The following is a 16,815-nucleotide window of genomic DNA, read 5'->3' as shown; positions in this document are numbered from 1 at the left end:
GGCCGGCGGCACGCCCGGCGCCCCACCCGTGGCGTCCGCCCGGAGCAACGCTCACCGAGCACCGCTCGATCCCGACCAGGCAGGAGCCCGGCGATGCCGCTGACCAGACGACGTTTCCTCACCGGGGCGGCGGCCACCGCCACCGCCCTCCCGCTGGCTGCGGCCGGCTGCGGGTTCGCCCCCGCCGGCTCCAAGGCCGCGGCGAACCCGGACACCCTGACTTTCACCACCTGGGGCACCGACGCCGAGCTCGCCGGCTTCCGCGCCGCGATCGCCGGCTTCGAGAAGGCCAACAGCGGGGCCAAGGTCAACCTCAACGCGGTGCCCTACGAGCAGATGTTCACCGACATCGACGCCCAGCTGCAGACCGGCAACCCGCCGGACGTGTTCCGGGTGCCCTACTACACGTTCGGTGCCTACGCCGGCCGCGGCCAGCTGCTCGACCTCAGCTCGCAGCTGCCCTCCGGCTTCGGCGACCGGTTCACCCCGGCGGCCTGGGCGGCGGTGCAGAACAGCGGCAAGCCCTACGGCGTCCCGCACCACACCGACACCTCGGCGATCCTTTACAACACCGCGCTGATGAAGGGGGCCGGGATCACCGACATCCCGACCAAAGCCGAGGACGCCTGGACCTGGGACGAGTTCACCGCGGTGGCCCGCAAGCTGCGGTCCTCGCTGCCCGCCACCAAGTTCCCGTTCGGCTACAACTGGCAGGGCAACGGCGTCACCCGCTGGCTCAACCTGCTCTTCCAGGCCGACGGCCGGTTCCTCGACGAGCAGCTCAGCGGCCCGGCGATCAACTCCGACGCCGGCCGGGCCGCCGTCGAGTTCAGCAAGGACTTCTTCACCCAGAAGTTCGTCCCGCCGAACAGCTCGGTCAAGGCCACCACCTACGTGGCCGACAGCTGGTACGCCCAGACCACGGCGATGGTGTTCTCCGGGGCCTTCGCGATCCCCGACGCGACCGAGAACCTCAAGTTCGAGTGGGGCGCCACCTACGCCCCGCGCAAGGTCCGCGGCGGCGGCGACTTCGGGGGGAACGCGCTGGTGGTGACCGCCAAGGCGAAGAACCCGAAGCTGGCCACGGCCTTCCTCGACTTCGTCACCCAGGCCGACCCGATGCGGACGTTCTGCGCGGGCGCGTCGCTGCTGCCCACCCGGCGCGACCTGTCGGCCGACGGGATCGAGTTCAAGATCCGGCCCGAGCTGTCGCCGGTGTTCGTCGGCCAGTCGCGGGTCGTCCGCGCCACCGACTCGGCGCAGGTCGCCTCGCCGTCGATGTCGGGCATCATCACGGTGCTCAAGGACCAGCTCGACAAGGCGTTCGTCGGCGGCCAGAGCACCGCTGCGACGATCAGCGGGCTGAGCAGCGGGATCGCGCAGGCCCTGCAGAAGTGAGTCGTCCGACCGCGTCGCGGCAGCGACGGGCCGAGGCCGCGACGGCGTACGCCTTCCTGGCCCCGAACGTCCTGGTGCTGGCCCTGTTCGTGCTGCTGCCGCTCGGCTGGGCCGTCGGGCTGAGCTTCCAGCGCACCGACGGGTTCGGGGCCGGGCGCTGGATCGGGTTCGGCAACTATCTGCGGCTGGTCGGCGACCCGCTGTTCTGGCGTTCGACGCTCAACACGGTGGCGTTCACGGTGATCGTCACCCCGCTGTCGATGGCGCTCGGGCTCGGGGCGGCACTGCTGCTCAACGCGGCGCTGCCGGCCCGTCCGGTGTTCCGCTCGGTGTTGATCATGCCGATGGCCGTCTCCGGGGTGGCCACCGCGCTGATCGGGCTGCTGGTCTTCGACCAGAACAACGGCATCCTCAACGGTCTGCTCGGCGCGGTCGGGCTGCCGCGGATCGACTGGCAGTCCGGCGGGGCGGCGGCGTTCGCCTCGGTGGTGCTGATCACGCTGTGGTGGCGGGTCGGGTTCAACATGTTGATCTATCTCGCCGGGCTGCAGGGGCTCGACCCCGGGCTGCAGGAGGCGGCCCTGCTCGACGGGGCCGGGTGGTGGCAGCGGCTGTGGTACCTGACCGTCCCGCTGCTCGGGCCGGCGTCGTTCTTCCTGCTGATCATCAACGTGATCTACAGCTTCTCGGTCTTCGACATCGTGTTCGTGCTCACCGGCGGCGGACCGCAGAACGCCACCTCGGTGCTGGTCACCTACGCCTACGACACCGCGTTCGTCAGTCGCGACCAGGGCTACGGCGCGGCACTCGGCGTGGTGCTGCTGATCATCTCGCTGGTCTTCACCGCGGTGCAGTGGCGGACCAGCCGGAACCGGGACCAGACCGGATGAGGACCCCACCGGCGTTGACCGCCGTCCGCTTCGTCGGCGCCCTGCTGGTCGCCGTGGTGATCGCCTTCCCGCTCTACTGGATGGTGGTGGTCGCGCTGTCGAGCCGGTCGGACCTGCTCGGCGGGACGCTTCGGCTCTGGCCCGAGCGACTGACCCTGGACAACGTCCGCAACGTGCTCGACAGCTTCCCGGTGCTGACCTGGTTCGGGAACTCGGTGGCCATCGCGCTGACCACCGCGGTGATCACCGTGACGTTCAACCTGCTGGCCGGGTACGCGTTCGCCCACCTGCGGTTCCGTGGCTCGACCCCGCTGTTCCTGCTGATGCTCGGCACCCTGACCCTGCCGCTGCAGGTGATCATGGTGGCGCTGTTCCGGCTGGTCACGAGCCTCGGGCTCTACGGCAGCTACTGGGCGGTGATCCTGCCCACGGCCGCGTCGGCGTTCGGGGTGTTCCTGTCCCGGCAGTTCCTGCTGGCCATCCCGCGGGACCTGATCGAGGCCGCCCGGATCGACGGCGCCGGCCACCGCCAGGTCTTCACCCGGATCGTGCTGCCGATGTCCAAGCCGCTGATCGCGGTGCTGTTCTTCATGTCGCTGCTGGCCTCCTGGAACGACTTCGCCTGGCCGCTGATCGCGCTCAAGGACAACAGCCTGTTCACCCTGCCGATCGGCCTGCTCTACCTGCAGAGCCAGAACGGCCCGGACTACGGCGGCACGATGGCCTTCGCGCTGATCAACGTCGCCCCGATGGTGATCGTCTTCCTGGTCTTCCAGCGCTTCTTCGTCCAGGGCTTCGCCCGCTCCGGGCTCCGCTGACTCCTACCCGGCTCGGCGCACCCCGCACCGCCTGCGCCCACCCCGCACCGCCTGCGCCCACCCCGCACCGCCTGCGCCCACCCCGCACCGCCCATAGGCAGTGCGACGTGGACGCAAAGGGTGCGACGTCAGCTCAGGACGGACAGTTGTCCACAGCTGCAGCAACGGACAACACCTGAGTGATCGGTGATGGCGTCGACTGAGCGTCATGACGATTCCGGCCGTACCACCCGCCATCCTGAGTTCCTCGGACCTGCGCACCGAGGGACTTTCCCATCGCGACGCCGGTCTGCTGGTGGAGCGTCGGGAACTCGAACGGTTGCGTCGTGATCGCTACGTCCGACCGTCGTGGGAGCCGGGCGGCCTCGACCACCGCGAGCAGCACCGGCTGGAGATCCGGGCGCACGTCAGCGCGGTCTGCGACGACGCGGTCGTCAGCCACTGGTCGGCCGCGGTCCTGCACGGTCTGCCCTTCTGGAACGGCGACCTCGACCGGGTCCACCTCACCCGGAGCCGTTCGCACGGCGGCCGACGCCGCACCCGACAGCACGTCCACCCGACACCGTGGCGCGCGGAGGAGATCGTGCTGCTCGACGGCGTCCCGGTGACGACAGCAGCGCGCACGGTGATCGACCTGGCCAGGCACACCGATCTGCGCCGCGGTGTCGCGGTCGCCGATGCCGCACTCGCGAAGGGTGTGCGAGCCGACGAGCTCGAGGAGGTCCTCGGCTGGAGCCGCCGTCGCCCGGGCATGCGGACAGCGCGCCACGCCGTGAGGCTGGCCGACGGCCGCAGCGAATCCGTGGGTGAGTCCGTCAGCCGGGTCGTGCTCCACCAGCTGGGGGTGCCACCGACGGACCTGCAGTACGAGGTGATCGACACCGACGGCCTGACCGTCGGCCGCGCCGACTTCTGCTGGGAGGACCACCGCACGCTCGGCGAGTTCGACGGCCGGATCAAGTACGACGGTCTCGTGCCCGAGGGGCGATCAGCCCGTGAGGTCATCTACGCCGAGAAGCGACGGGAGGACGCTCTGCGGAGTCTGGGCTGGGAGGTCGTCCGCTGGTCCTGGGACGACCTGGCCCACCCCGAGCGCATCCTCGCCGCGCTCCACCGGGCCTTCACCCGGGCAGCGCTCCGGCGCGGGTGACCGAGGGCAGAGCACGGCGCTCTCGACGAGCTCGCTCCGGAGTGTTGCCGCGCCGACCTCCGTGACCGACCTCGCACCCTCTGCGTCCACGTCGCACCGGCTATAGGGCGTGCGGGGTGCACGTAGACGGTGCGACGTGGCGTTCAGCGCGGAGGGAGGTGGACGCAGGCGGTGCGACGTGCGATCAGCGGAGAAGCAGGCGCCCGGCCCGAGCCGGGGGCCGGCCGCAGCAGCCACACGACCTCGCACCCTCTGCGTCCACGTCGCACCGGCTATAGGGCGTGCGAGGTGGACGCAGACGGTGCGACGTGCGGGTCAGGGCGGGGCAAAGGCCGGGGCGGGCCGGGGCGTGGGGCGGGCGGGGCGTGGGGCGGGCGGGGCGCGGGCGGGCGGGACGGGTGCGGCCGGGACATGGCCCGAGGCGGGGCCGGTGGGTCAGCCGAGGACGATCTCGACCCGCTGGAACTCCTTGACCTCGGTGTAGCCGGTGGTGGCCATCGCGCGACGGAGGGCGCCGACGAGGTTCATGGTGCCGTCGCTGACCGTCGAGGGGCCGTGCAGGATCTGCTCAAGGGTGCCGACCGAGCCGACCTCGACCCGCTCGCCGCGGGGCAGCGTCTCGTGCCAGGCCTCGGCGCCCCAGTGGAAGCCGCGGCCGGGGGCGTCGGTGGCGCGGGCCAGCGGCGAGCCGACCATCACCGCGTCGGCGCCGCAGGCGATCGCCTTGGCGATGTCACCCGACCGGCCGACCGAACCGTCGGCGATCACGTGGACGTAGCGACCGCCGGACTCGTCGAGGTAGTCGCGGCGCGCGGCGGCGACGTCGGAGACCGCCGAGGCCATCGGCACCGAGATGCCGAGCACCGAACGGGTGGTGTGCGCCGCTCCCCCGCCGAAGCCGACCAGGACCCCGGCCGCACCGGTCCGCATCAGGTGCAGCGCCGCCTGGTAAGTAGCGCACCCGCCGACGATCACCGGCACGTCGAGGTCGTAGATGAACTGCTTGAGGTTGAGCGGCTCGGCCGCCGAGCTGACGTGCTCGGCCGACACCGTGGTCCCGCGGATGACGAAGAAGTCGACCCCGGCCTCGACCACCGCCGAGGCGAACTGAGCGGTGTGCTGCGGCGACAATGCTCCGGCCGCCGGCACCCCGGCCTCGCGGATCTCGGCGATCCGCTTGCCGATCAGCTCGGCCTGGATCGGGGCGGCGTAGATCTCCTGCAGCCGCTTCGTGGCGGTCGCCGGGTCGGCGAGCCCGGTGATCTCGTCGAGCAGCGGCTGCGGGTCGGCGTACCGGGTCCACAGCCCCTCGAGGTTGAGCACGCCGAGCCCGCCGAGCCGGCCGAGGGTGATCGCGCTCTGCGGCGACATCACCGAGTCCATCGGCGCGGCGATCAGCGGGAAGTCGAAGGTCAGCGCGTCGATCCGCCAGCTCAGCGACACCTCCTCGGTGCCGCGGGTGCGCCGGCTCGGCACGATCGCGATGTCGTCGAACGCGTACGCCTGCTCGGCCCGCTTGCTCCGACCGACCTCGATCACCATCTGGCCCCTGCTTCCTTGCTCGTGGCCGTTCCCGCCCGGGTCGACCGACCCGGGTCAGCGCGAGTAGTTCGGCGCCTCGACCGTCATCTGGATGTCATGCGGGTGCGACTCGCGCAGCCCGGCGCTGGTGATCCTGACGAAGGTGCCGCGCTCCTGCAACTCGGGGATGGTGTTCGCGCCGACGTAGAACATCGACTGCCGCAGCCCCCCGACCAGCTGGTAGGCCACCGCGGCCAGCGGGCCGCGGAACGGCACCTGGCCCTCGATGCCCTCGGGGACGATCTTGTCGTTCTCGCTGACGTCGCTCTGGAAGTAGCGGTCCTTCGAGTACGACCCGCGCCGGCCCCGGCTGGCCATCGCGCCCAGCGAGCCCATCCCGCGGTAGGTCTTGAACTGCTTGCCGTTGATGAAGACCAGGTCGCCCGGGCTCTCCTCGCAGCCGGCCAGTAGCGAGCCGAGCATCACCGTGTCGGCCCCCGCCACCAGCGCCTTGGCGATGTCGCCGGAGTACTGCAGCCCGCCGTCGCCGATCACCGGGATGCCGGCCTCGCGGCAGGCCCGGGAGGCGTTGTGGATCGCCGTCACCTGCGGGACGCCGACGCCGGCGACCACCCGGGTGGTGCAGATCGAGCCCGGTCCGACGCCCACCTTGACGCCGTCGACACCGGCCTCGACCAGCGCCTTGGCCCCGGCGTAGGTGGCGACGTTGCCGCCGACCACGTCGACGTGGTCGACCATCGGCTCGGCCTTGAGCTTGCGGATCATGTCGAGGACGCCCTGGCTGTGGCCCGAGGCCGTGTCGACGATCAGCATGTCGACGCCCTCCTCCACCAGCGCCATCGCGCGCTCCCAGGCGTCGCCGAAGAACCCGACCGCGGCGGCCACCCGGAGCCGGCCCTGCGGGTCCTTGCTGGCGTTGGGGTACTGGTCGGACTTGACGAAGTCCTTGAGGGTGATCAGGCCGCGCAGCTTGCCGTCGGCGTCGACCAGCGGCAGCTTCTCGATCTTGTGCCGGGCCAGCAGCCCGAGCGCGTCGTCACCGCTGATCCCGACGTGCCCGGTGACCAGCGGCATCTTGGTCATCACGTCGCCGACCCGGCGGCGCGGGTCGGTCTCGAACCGCATGTCGCGGTTGGTGACGATGCCGAGCAACCGGCCGTCGGGGTCGACCACCGGGACGCCGGAGATCCGGTAGCGCCCGCAGAGCTCGTCGGCCTCGCCGATGGTGGCGTCCGGGGAGATGGTGATCGGCTCGTCGACCATCCCGGCCTCGGACCGCTTGACCACGTCGACCTGGTGGGCCTGGTCCTCGATCGACAGGTTGCGGTGCAGCACGCCGAGACCGCCCTCGCGAGCGATGGCCACCGCCATCCGCGACTCGGTCACGGTGTCCATCGGCGAGCTGACCAGCGGGATCTTGATGCTGATGTTCCGCGACACCCGCGCGGTGGTGTCCACGGCCGAGGGGATCACGTCGGTCTCGTTCGGCTGCAGCAGGACGTCGTCGAACGTCAGCCCGAGCGGGGCGAACTTGTCCGGGACGCCCGCGGCGTTCAGGTCCGGGTACTGCGCGGCGACGGCCGGGTCGGACGGGTTCAGATCAGCTGGCAAGCTCACGGAGGCCCTTCCGCCGGAGAATTCAAGGGGCGCCGGCTCGCCCGAACGACGTTGGACGAGGGTCCATCGTAGCCGTCGCGCCGACGCCGACCCAGGGCCGTCCGTTACCGCCCGCCCCTCGCCTCCGGTCACCCGGGCCCGGAGACGCAGGAACCCCCGCCGCGGGTGCGGCGGGGGTGCCTGTCGGTCCTCAGCGAGCCCGCGCCGGGGCCTGTGACGGGCGTCTCGGTCAGTGGCTGTGACCAGCCGCCGCCGGGGCGTCGTCCTCCTCGGGCTTCTCCACCACCAGGGTCTCGGTGGTGAGCAGCAGCGAGGCGATCGAGGCCGCGTTGGCGAGCGCCGACCGGGTCACCTTGACCGGGTCGATGACGCCCTGCGCGAGCAGGTCGCCGTACTCGCCGGTCGCCGCGTTGTAGCCCTGGCCGGGCTCCATCTCGGCCACCTTGGAGGTCACCACGTACCCGGGCTCGCCACCGTTCTCGGCGATCCAGCGCAGCGGCTCCACCACCGACTTCTGCACGATGGCCACACCGGTCTTCTCGTCACCGGTGAGCCCGAGGCCCCCGGTGAGCGCGGTGGCCGCGTGGACGAGGGCGGAGCCGCCACCGGCGACGATGCCCTCCTCGATCGCGGCGCGGGTCGCGGAGACCGCGTCCTCGATCCGGTGCTTCTTCTCCTTGAGCTCGACCTCGGTGGCCGCGCCGACCTTGATCACGCAGACGCCGCCGGCCAGCTTGGCCACCCGCTCCTGCAGCTTCTCGCGGTCCCAGTCGGAGTCGGTCCGCTCGATCTCGGCCTGCAGCTGCGCCACCCGGGCCGACACCTCGGACGCCTCGCCGGCGCCGTCGACGATGGTGGTGTCGTCCTTGGTGACGACGATCCGCCGGGCCCGGCCGAGCACCTCGAGGCCGACCTGGTCGAGCTTGAGCCCGACCTCGGGGGCGACGACCTGACCACCGGTCAGGATCGCGATGTCCTCGAGCATGGCCTTGCGCCGGTCACCGAAGGCCGGGGCCTTGACCGCGACCGAGGTGAAGGTGCCGCGGATCTTGTTCACCACGAGGGTGGACAGCGCCTCGCCGTCGACGTCCTCGGCCACGATGAACAGCGTCCCGGAGGCGCCGATGACCTTCTCCAGCAGCGGGAGCAGGTCGTTCATCGAGCTGATCTTGCCCGAGTTGATCAGGATGTAGGGGTCCTCGAGGACGGCCTCCATCCGGTCGGCGTCGGTGACGAAGTAGGGCGACAGGTAGCCCTTGTCGAACTGCATGCCCTCGGTGAACTCGAGCTCGGTGCCGAAGGTGTTCGACTCGTCGACGGTGATCACGCCGTCCTTGCCGACCTTGTCGAACGCGTCGGCGATCAGGGCGCCGATCTGCTCATCGCGGGCCGAGATGGTGGCGACGTGGGCCATGTCCTGGGTGGTCTCCACCCCACGGCTGTTCTGCCGCAGCCGCTCCTCGAGGGCGGTCACGGCCTGGTCGATGCCCCGCTTGAGGGCGATCGGGTTGGCGCCGGAGGCGACGGCCTTGAGGCCCTCGTGCACCAGGGCCTGGGCCAGCACGGTCGCGGTGGTGGTCCCGTCACCCGCGATGTCGTTGGTCTTGGTGGCCACCTCCTTGGCGAGCTGGGCACCGAGGTTCTCGTACGGGTCGTCGAGCTCGACCTCGCGGGCCACGGTGACGCCGTCGTTGGTGATCGTGGGGGCGCCCCACTTCTTGTCCAGGACGACGTAACGGCCCTTCGGGCCGAGGGTGACCTTCACGGTGTTCGCCAGGGTGTCCACGCCGCGCTCGAGCGCCTGGCGGGCCTCCTCGTTGAACGTGAGGATCTTGGGCATGAGAGGGAACTCCCTTACTTCTTGACGACGGCGAGGATGTCGCGCGCGTTGAGCAGCAGCCACTCCTGGCCGTCGTACTTGACCTCGGTGCCGCCGTACTTGCTGAAGATCACGACGTCGCCGTCGGCCACGTCGAGCGGCACGCGCTTGCCGTTGTCATCGATGCGACCCGGCCCGGTGGCGATGACCTCGCCCTCCTGCGGCTTCTCCTTGGCGGTGTCCGGGATGACCAGGCCGGAGGCGGTGGTCTGCTCGGCTTCGAGTGGCTTGACGAGGACGCGGTCCTCGAGCGGCTTGACCTTGACTGCCACTTCAAACCCCTTTCACAGGTGGATGTCTCGTGTGTTCGGATGTTCCGTGGTCCAGCCGGGACGTCGTCGCGGTGCCGTCCGGGAAGCTGGCACACTCATGGGTCGAGTGCTAAGGGGAGATTAGCACTCGGCGGAATCGAGTGCCAGGAGGGTGCGGAGGGGTCGTGGCCGTCTTCGAGTTCACCGCCGAGGTGTGGCGCTGGAGCGCCCGGGCCGACCAGGTCTGGGCCTTCGTCAGCGTGCCGCGGGAGGCCAGCGAGCAGATCGAGGACCTGGCCGAGGCGCTCCCGCCGGCCGGCTTCGGCGCGGTCCGGGTGCGGGCGGCGATCGGCGGCTCGCAGTGGACGACCTCGGTGTTCCCGGGCGGGGACGGGCGCTACAGCCTGCCGGTCAAGAAGGCCGTCCGGGTGCGCGAGGGGCTGGAGCTCGGCGACACCGCCCAGGTCTGGATCGAGACGGTCGACGTCTGACCGGCCCGGCCCCGGTCAGTCCTCGCGCCGCCAGGGCAGCCGGGGCTGACCGACCCGCGACAGCGCCTCCTGGGCCACCCAGTGCCGCGACCCGGACGGGGCGGTGATGAGGCAGACCGGCTCGCCGTCGACCACCGCAGTGTCGCGGACCACGGTGACGAAACCCGGCTTGAGCTGCCGCCCGTCGTCGAGGGTGATGGTCGAGGCCGGCCGGACCGGCTGGCCGATCCGCAGCGCCTTCGGCGGCAGGAACCACATCCCGAGCAGGGCGATCGGGCCCAGCACCACCGTGATGATCATGAAGATCCGGTCGTCCCAGCCCTTGCGGCGGGCGTCCCAGCCGGCCGCGATGCCGGCGGCCACGTACAGCGCGACCAGCAGCACCCAGGTCATGGCGGGCGAGCATACGCGCCCGGCCGGGAGCCCTCAGGACGTCCCGAGATCGATCCGGTCGACGTTGACGATCGTGGTGCTCGGGGCCTCGATCACCAGCGTGTGCCGGCCGGGGGTGAGCAGCGGGCTGGCCCAGCTCTTCACCCCGTCGCGGCGGACCTTGCTGATGTACTGGTCGAGGGTGTCGACCTGAACGCCGTCGATCAGCACCCGCGGACGGCCGAAGTTCGGTGCCTGGGAGTACCAGACCCGCGCCCCCACCCCGGTGAAGGTCACGGTCGCGCGGGCGTTGGTGCTGCGGGCGTAGTGGAAGGTGCCCTGGTAGGCGCCGTCGCGGGTGCCGGCCACCCAACCGCCGGTGTAGACGATCCGGTCGTCCCCGGTCCCGGTGTCGGTGTCGTCGAGCACCCGGACGGCCGGGACGCCGTCGAGACCGCGGACGGCGAACCGCTGCAGCCCGTAGGCGTCGGTGCGTCCGGACTGGTCGCTGCGGGCCACCGGCACCCAGACCGCGCCACCGGCGACCGACGGCGTGCCGACCCCGCCCACGGCCTGGAAGTCGCCGGCCGGCAGGGTGTTGACCGAGACGACGGCCAGCTGGTCGCCGTCGGCGGGGTCCACCGCCTGCAGGGTGAGGAACCGGGCGAAGAAGACCACCCCGTTCGCGGCGGCCGCGCCCCCGTTCACCCGGACGCCGCGCCAGAGCTGGTCGCCGTCGGACAGCGCGAGCGCGGTGGCGCGGAACAGCCCGTCGTCGCCCCGGAGCGCGCCGACGACCCGGGACCCGAACACCGCGACCGGACCGTCCAGGGCGGCGTCGCTCGACCAGCGGACCGCACCGGTGGCCGCGTCGAGAGCGGTCAGCCCACCCGGCGCGGAGGCCACCACCGTCGTCCCCGAGACCGCCGCGGGACACCCGTCGGGGGCGTCGAGGGTCCGGGTCCAGGCCGGGGCCCCGGTGCTCGCCGACAGCGCGACGACCCCGCCCGCAGCGAGCCGGACGTAGACCCGGCCGTCGGCGACCGCCGGGGCGGCGGTCTCGGAGGCACCGGCGAGCGGGACGCTCCACAGCGTCTGACCGGTGGCCGCCGACAGCGCAGCCACGCCCGCACCGGAGCCGAGCGTCCCGCTGACGTAGACGACGCCGTCGGCCAGGGCGGCCTGGCCCGCGGTGACGCTCAGCGTGCTGCTCCACCGGACGGTGCCGGTGGCCTGGTCGAGGGTCTGCACCCGGCCGCCGGCGAGGACGTGCAGCCGGCCGCCGGCGAGGACGTGCAGCCGGCCGCCGGCGAGGACGTGCAGCCGGCCGCCGCCGGCCAGCACCAGCGGCCCGTCGAGCGGCAGCGTCCGGCTCCAGAGCGTGCTGCCGTCGGCCCGGGTGGCCAGCACCGCGCCGGCGTCCAGATCGCCCACGAAGACGGTCTGGCCGACCACGGTGGGGGCGGTGCGGACCCAGCGCTGCAGACCGGCGTCGGTCCGCGCCAGCCCGGCGACCGTCGCCGGCCGCAGGCCGTTCTCGCCGGCGTTGACGTTGGTCTGGGTGGCGCTGCCCCCCGGCTGGCTCCAGGGCGAGGCGAGCGAGGTCCAGGTCGCCTGCGCGGTGAACCGGCTGGAGGACCCGTCCGCGGACACCCCCACCGGGCCGAGCGGGGTGACCGCGGGCACCGCGATCCGGTAGCCGGTCAGGCTGCCGTCCGGACCGGCCACCGGGGAGGCCACCGCGCGCGGCCCGACCGAGAAGGTGACCCGTTCCCCCGGGCTGAAGCCGGTCACGCTGACCAGCAGGGAGGAGCCGGCCGACCCCGAGCCGGCGCTGAGCCGGATCGTCGGACCGGTCTCGGTGCCCGCCTCGGCGGTGCGGGCCGGAGCGAGCAGGCCCACCACGGTGAGCGCGAGCAGGGTGAGGACCAGGACCAGCCGGCTGAGCCGGCGCGGGGGGAGGACAGACATGACGACCGCTCTCTGGGTCTTCGAGGGGACCCGGGACAGTCCACCTGAGAGAAGTCTGGCAAAGATTCTAGCGCTTACCAGAGGTTGACCGGATGTCGCCGTCCGGCGTCGATCCCGGCGGCCGTGGACGACCGGGTCAGAACGACCCGACGTCCACCCGGTCGACGTCGACCGCCGCACTGCCGGTGCTGGTGACCGTGAGGGTGTGCGTGCCCCGGGCCAGCGTGGGGTCGACCCGCTCGCCGGTGCTGAAGCCGGTGCCGCTGACCAGCACCGAGCCCCCGGGGACGCCCGAGGCGGCACTCGTGCGCAGACCGAGCGGGGCGACGACCCGCTCGTGAGTGGCCACGGCCGCCGGGACCGCGGGCGCGAGCAGCAGCACCGCCCCGAGAAGCGGCACCAGCACGCGGAGGCGTCCGGATCGGGAGTGCGGACGGGTGGGGCCGGCGGTCCGGACATGGCAGCCTTCGGGGGGTGAGGCGGATGCTGAGCCGATCCTGGCAGCGGACGGGCGTGGGTGTGCCCGGCCCCGCGCGGGTCCGTGCCGGGGACGCGGGCGGTGACCGGTGAGCGACGGCGCAGCCGCGGCAGGACCGCCGCCGGGTCCGGCGGTTCCCCGCGGTCTGCTGGGCGTCCCGGGCCGGCTGCCGTTCCGGATCAGTCGGCAGCCACCCGCCGAGGACCTGGCCTGGCTGGTCGACCGGTTCTGGTCGTCGGCCTGGGACCTGCCCGACGGGGACGCGGTGACTGCGCGGGTGCTCCCCCACCCCAACGTCAACCTGACCGTCGAGGGCCACGACGACACCCTGGTGGTGACCGGCACCGCCCGCGGCGTCTGGCACCGGACCCTGACCGGCACCGGCGACGTGCTGGGGATCAAGTTCACCGTCGGCGCCTTCCGGCTGGTCAGCGAGCGGGCCCCGCGGCTCGACCCCGTCGGCGAACCGGCCGAGTCGCTGCTGCCGGGTGGCGCCGGGCTGAGGTCGGCCCTGGCCGGCCGGTCGCGCGCGGAGCAGCGGACGGTCCTCGAGGACTGGCTGCGACGGCTCCGGCTCGAGCCGACCAAGGAGCTCCACACCGTGCAGAGGGCCGCCGCCGCGCTGCTCGGCGATCCCGCGGTGACCCGGGTCGGCCAGGCGGCCGAGCTCGTCGGGGTCAGCGAACGCACCCTGCAGCGGCTGTTCGCCGCCTGGGTCGGGCTCTCGCCCGGGTGGGTGCTCCGCCGCGGCCGGTTGCACGCGGCCGCCGAGCGGGTGATCCAGCTGGCCGCTGCCGGCCGGAGCGACGGTCAGGAACGGTTCGCCGACGTCGCCGCCGAGTACGGCTATGCCGATCAGGCGCACTTCACCAACGAGTTCCGCCGCGTCCTCGGCGCGCCGCCGGCCGCCTGGGCCGCCACCCTGGTCACCCGGACCGACCCCACCCCGGTGCCCAGCACGGCACCCTGAGCCCCACCCCCGCACCCTGAGCCTGAGCCCCACCCCCCCGGCACCCTGAGCCCCACCCGTGCCCTGAGCCTGTCGAAGGGCGACAGCCGAGCGCTTCGACAGGCTCAGCGCACGTCCCCACCGCGCTTCGACGGGCTCAGCGCACGTCCCCACCGCGCTTCGACAGGCTCAGCGCACGTCCCCACCGCGCTTCGACAGGCTCAGCGCACGTCCCCACCGCGCTTCGACAGGCTCAGCGCACGTCCCCACCGCGCTTCGACAGGCTCAGCGCACGTCCCCACCGCGCTTCGACAGGCTCAGCGCACGTCCCCACCGTCCTTCCAACAGCTCAGTGCACGTCCCCACCGTCCTTCCAACAGCTCAGCGCGCGTCCCCACCGTCCTTCCAACAGCTCAGCGCGCGTCCCGCCGCGCTTCGACAGGCTCAGCGCACGTCCCCACCCGCGCCCTGAGCCTGTCGAAGGGCGTCCCGTCGGGCGGGCACGCGTCAGAATGACCGGGTGCTGCCCCTCGGCCTGACCCCGGAGGCGTTGGCCGCCGCCGCGGACGAGACCGACCCGGGCTCGCTCGGTGCGGGCAGCCGGCTCCGCGCGCGGTTCGGCGCCGAGCTGGCGGCCGCCGCGGTCGACCAGGTGGTGTTGCGGCGCCGGGCCTGGGCCAAGTTCGGCGACGCCGCGGACGGGCTGTTCCTGACCCGCGACGGCCTCGAGCAGGCCACCCGTCCCGCGGTCGCCGACCACCACGCGGTCCGGCTGGCGGCGACGGGGGCGACCACGGTGCTTGACCTCGGCTGCGGGATCGGCGCCGACGCGCTCGCGTTCGTCCGGGCCGGGCTGCGGGTGATCGCCGTCGAGCGGGACCCGCGGACCGCCGAGATCGCCCGGGCGAACCTGGACGGCACCGGCGCCGAGGTGCTGACCGGGGACGCCGAGGAAGTCGTCGACGGGCTGCTCGGCCGGGTCGACGCGGTCTATCTCGACCCGGCGCGGCGGGCCGGGAGCGGGCGGCTGTGGCGGGTCGAGGACTTCACCCCGCCCTGGGCGCTGACCACCCGGCTGCTCGACGGGAGCCGGCCGGCCGCGGTCAAGCTCGGCCCGGCGCTGCCGCACCGGCTGGTTCCGGACGGCGTCGAGGCGGAGTGGGTGACCGACCACGGCGAGACCGTCGAGGTGGGTCTGTACGCCGGACCGGGGGTGACGCCGGGGCGGGCGGCGCTGGTGATGCCCGACCACCGGCTGGTCCCCGATCCGGGTGCGCGGGTCGCGGTGCGTCCGCTCGGCGCGGTGCTGATCGAGCCGGTCGGCTCGGTGATCCGGGCCGGGGCGATCCCCACGCTGGCCGCTGCGCTCGACGCCGGGCTGGTCGCCGACGACCTCGCCTATCTGACCGCCGACACCGTCCCCGACACCCCGTTCGCCACCGCCTTCGCGGTCCGGGAGGTGCTGCCGTGGAAGGAGAAGATGCTGCGCGGCTGGGTGCGCGAGCGTGCGGTGGGCAGGTTGGAGATCAAGGTCCGCGGGCTCGACGTCGACCCGGCCCAGCTCCGGAAGCGGCTGCGTCCGTCCGGCCCGGGCGAGGCGACCCTGATCATCACCCGGACCCCCGACGGCGCCCGGGTGGTCGTGGCCGACCGCCTCGGCTGAGGTACCGCGGACCGTCGCACTAGGGTTCCGGGGTGCCGGACGCCGCAGACCGATCCCCGGACGACGACGCGTTCCTCGACGAGCTCGGGCGGCGGACGTTCGCCTGGTTCCTCGACCACACCGACCCCGCCACCGGACGGACGCCGGACCGGACCCCGGACCCCGCGTTCGCCAGCATCGCGGCGATCGGGTTCGGCCTGACCGGGTACGGGATCGGCGCCGAGCGCGGCTGGATCACCCGCGCCGAGGCGGTGGCCCGCACCGCCGCCACCCTCGACGCGCTGCTGGCCCTGCCCCAGCACGCCGGACCCGACGCGGGCGGTCACCGCGGCTTCTTCTATCACTTCCTCGACCTCCGGACCGGGCTCCGGTACGGCGGCTGCGAGCTGTCCAGCGTCGACACCGCGCTGCTGATGGGCGGGGTGCTGTTCGCCGCGGCCTACTTCGACGCCGACGACCCGGCGGAGCGGGCGGTCCGGGAGGCCGCCGAGGCCCTGTACGCCCAGGTCGACTGGACCTTCCTGCAGAACGAGCCGCCGCTCGTCTCGATGGGCTGGACGCCCGAGCACGGCTACCTGTCCGCGCAGTGGCGCGGCTACAACGAGGCGATGCTGGTCGTCCTGCTCGCCCTCGGCTCGCCCACCCATCCGGTGGGCGAAGACGCCTGGCCGGCCTGGTGCGCGACTTACGACCGCGCCTGGGGCCGCTTCGGCGGCGAGCAGCACCTGGCGTTCGGGCCGCTGTTCGGGCACCAGTACAGCCACCTGTGGGTCGACTTCGCCGGGATCGCCGACCCGTGGTGTCGCGCCCACGGTCTCGACTACGCCGAGAACAGCCGCCGCGCCGCGGTCGCCCAGCAGCGTCACGCGATCGACAACCCGGGCGGGTGGGACGGCTACGGCGCCGACTTCTGGGGCCTGACCGCCTGCGACGGACCCGGCGGCGCCCCGGGCGTCCCCGCGACGGCCCACGGCGTGCCGCTGAGCGACTACAGCGCCCGCGGCGCCGGGCTGACCGACGCGTTCGACGACGGCACCGTCGCCCCGACCGGGGCGGCCGGGATGGTCGCGTTCGCCCCCGGGATCGTGGTCCCCACGCTGCGCGCGATGGCCGGACGGCCGGGCCTGTACGGGCCGTACGGCTTCGCCGACGCCGCCAACCCGACGGTCGGCTGGACCGCGGGCACCCAGCTGGGGATCGACCAGGGCCCGATCCTGGGCATGACCGAGAACCACCGCAGCGGGCTGGTCTGGCGGACGATGCGCTCCAGCCCGCACCTGCGGCGCGGGCTGGAGCGGGCCGGCTTCACCGGCGGCTGGCTGGCGGACCCGGCGCCGTCGTGAGCG

General features: G+C 72.9%; 15 protein-coding genes. 8 read left to right on the top strand and 7 right to left on the bottom strand.

Annotated features, from left to right (window positions below; genetic code table 11):
* The first annotated feature begins 93 nt into the window (after nt 1–93).
* The 4 genes from FHX74_RS04035 to FHX74_RS04020 all read left to right on the top strand — a co-directional run bounded on the left by FHX74_RS04035 (nt 94) and on the right by FHX74_RS04020 (nt 4,256).
* Nucleotides 94–1,398, top strand: a complete 1,305-nt coding sequence (locus FHX74_RS04035; RefSeq protein WP_182558744.1) for an ABC transporter substrate-binding protein — start codon at nt 94–96, stop codon at nt 1,396–1,398.
* Entirely contained in the window at nt 1,395–2,288 is an 894-nt protein-coding gene (locus FHX74_RS04030; RefSeq protein ID WP_182558743.1) for a carbohydrate ABC transporter permease, read from the top strand. Before FHX74_RS04035 ends, FHX74_RS04030 begins: the two co-directional genes overlap by 4 nt.
* Nucleotides 2,285–3,106: a carbohydrate ABC transporter permease gene (locus FHX74_RS04025; protein ID WP_182558742.1), complete on the top strand. Its 822-nt coding sequence runs from the start codon at nt 2,285–2,287 to the stop codon at nt 3,104–3,106. The genes FHX74_RS04030 and FHX74_RS04025 overlap by 4 nt, the downstream gene beginning before the upstream one ends.
* Before the next feature lie 208 nt (nt 3,107–3,314).
* On the top strand, nt 3,315–4,256 hold the full coding sequence (locus FHX74_RS04020; RefSeq protein WP_182558741.1) for a hypothetical protein: 942 nt from the start codon (nt 3,315–3,317) through the stop codon (nt 4,254–4,256).
* Nucleotides 4,257–4,691: 435 nt separating this feature from the next.
* On the opposite strand, the gene FHX74_RS04015 is transcribed toward FHX74_RS04020, so the two are convergent.
* From FHX74_RS04015 to groES, 4 genes are all read right to left on the bottom strand, one after another.
* The gene (locus FHX74_RS04015; RefSeq protein ID WP_328823633.1) at nt 4,692–5,795 is read right to left on the bottom strand and encodes a GuaB3 family IMP dehydrogenase-related protein; all 1,104 of its coding nucleotides are present in this window, start codon (nt 5,793–5,795) and stop codon (nt 4,692–4,694) included.
* Nucleotides 5,796–5,852: 57 nt separating this feature from the next.
* Complete coding sequence (gene guaB, locus FHX74_RS04010; RefSeq protein ID WP_182558975.1) at nt 5,853–7,355, bottom strand: IMP dehydrogenase; 1,503 nt, start codon at nt 7,353–7,355, stop codon at nt 5,853–5,855.
* Between the two features lie 289 nt (nt 7,356–7,644).
* Complete coding sequence (groL, locus tag FHX74_RS04005) at nt 7,645–9,255, bottom strand: chaperonin GroEL (protein ID WP_182558739.1); 1,611 nt, start codon at nt 9,253–9,255, stop codon at nt 7,645–7,647.
* A 14-nt stretch (nt 9,256–9,269) separates the two neighbouring features.
* Nucleotides 9,270–9,566: a co-chaperone GroES gene (gene groES / locus FHX74_RS04000; protein WP_182558738.1), complete on the bottom strand. Its 297-nt coding sequence runs from the start codon at nt 9,564–9,566 to the stop codon at nt 9,270–9,272.
* Between the two features lie 164 nt (nt 9,567–9,730).
* Between groES and FHX74_RS03995 the strand changes: the two genes are divergently transcribed.
* Nucleotides 9,731–10,036: a DUF1905 domain-containing protein gene (locus FHX74_RS03995; RefSeq protein WP_182558737.1), complete on the top strand. Its 306-nt coding sequence runs from the start codon at nt 9,731–9,733 to the stop codon at nt 10,034–10,036.
* Between the two features lie 15 nt (nt 10,037–10,051).
* Here FHX74_RS03995 and FHX74_RS03990 read toward each other — a convergent pair whose 3' ends face one another.
* From FHX74_RS03990 to FHX74_RS03980, 3 genes are all read right to left on the bottom strand, one after another.
* Complete coding sequence (locus FHX74_RS03990) at nt 10,052–10,429, bottom strand: hypothetical protein (protein ID WP_182558736.1); 378 nt, start codon at nt 10,427–10,429, stop codon at nt 10,052–10,054.
* A 33-nt stretch (nt 10,430–10,462) separates the two neighbouring features.
* Nucleotides 10,463–12,379, bottom strand: coding sequence for an outer membrane protein assembly factor BamB family protein (locus tag FHX74_RS03985; protein WP_182558735.1), 1,917 nt, complete (start codon nt 12,377–12,379; stop codon nt 10,463–10,465).
* Between the two features lie 136 nt (nt 12,380–12,515).
* A complete protein-coding gene (locus FHX74_RS03980) occupies nt 12,516–12,785 on the bottom strand; it encodes a hypothetical protein (protein WP_182558734.1) in 270 nt (89 codons plus the stop codon).
* A 160-nt stretch (nt 12,786–12,945) separates the two neighbouring features.
* Between FHX74_RS03980 and FHX74_RS20950 the strand changes: the two genes are divergently transcribed.
* From FHX74_RS20950 to FHX74_RS20945, 3 genes are all read left to right on the top strand, one after another.
* Entirely contained in the window at nt 12,946–13,827 is an 882-nt protein-coding gene (locus tag FHX74_RS20950; protein ID WP_182558733.1) for a helix-turn-helix domain-containing protein, read from the top strand.
* A gap of 499 nt (nt 13,828–14,326) precedes the next feature.
* Nucleotides 14,327–15,469 carry a class I SAM-dependent methyltransferase gene (locus FHX74_RS03970; protein ID WP_182558732.1) on the top strand — a complete coding sequence of 381 codons (1,143 nt, stop codon included), beginning with the start codon at nt 14,327–14,329 and terminating at the stop codon, nt 15,467–15,469.
* A 32-nt stretch (nt 15,470–15,501) separates the two neighbouring features.
* Nucleotides 15,502–16,812 (top strand): glucoamylase family protein, encoded by a 1,311-nt coding sequence (locus FHX74_RS20945; RefSeq protein WP_182558731.1) that lies wholly within the window; start codon nt 15,502–15,504, stop codon nt 16,810–16,812.
* The last annotated feature ends 3 nt before the right edge of the window (nt 16,813–16,815 follow it).

The sequence above is a fragment of the Microlunatus kandeliicorticis genome, from assembly GCF_014137855.1.
Classification (GTDB): Bacteria; Actinomycetota; Actinomycetes; order Propionibacteriales; family Propionibacteriaceae; genus Microlunatus; species Microlunatus kandeliicorticis.
The sequence above is the reverse complement of the archived record's forward strand: the minus strand, read 5'-3'. Positions and strand labels throughout refer to the sequence as shown.

What these genes read in the sequence shown, in the direction of transcription:
- FHX74_RS03990 (WP_182558736.1), bottom strand. Translation starts at nt 10,429, where the DNA reads ATGACCTGGGTGCTGCTGGTCGCGCTGTACGTGGCCGCCGGCATCGCG.
- groL (WP_182558739.1), bottom strand. Translation starts at nt 9,255, where the DNA reads ATGCCCAAGATCCTCACGTTCAACGAGGAGGCCCGCCAGGCGCTCGAG.
- FHX74_RS04020 (WP_182558741.1), top strand. Translation starts at nt 3,315, where the DNA reads ATGACGATTCCGGCCGTACCACCCGCCATCCTGAGTTCCTCGGACCTG.
- FHX74_RS04025 (WP_182558742.1), top strand. Translation starts at nt 2,285, where the DNA reads ATGAGGACCCCACCGGCGTTGACCGCCGTCCGCTTCGTCGGCGCCCTG.
- FHX74_RS04035 (WP_182558744.1), top strand. Translation starts at nt 94, where the DNA reads ATGCCGCTGACCAGACGACGTTTCCTCACCGGGGCGGCGGCCACCGCC.
- FHX74_RS03985 (WP_182558735.1), bottom strand. Translation starts at nt 12,379, where the DNA reads ATGTCTGTCCTCCCCCCGCGCCGGCTCAGCCGGCTGGTCCTGGTCCTC.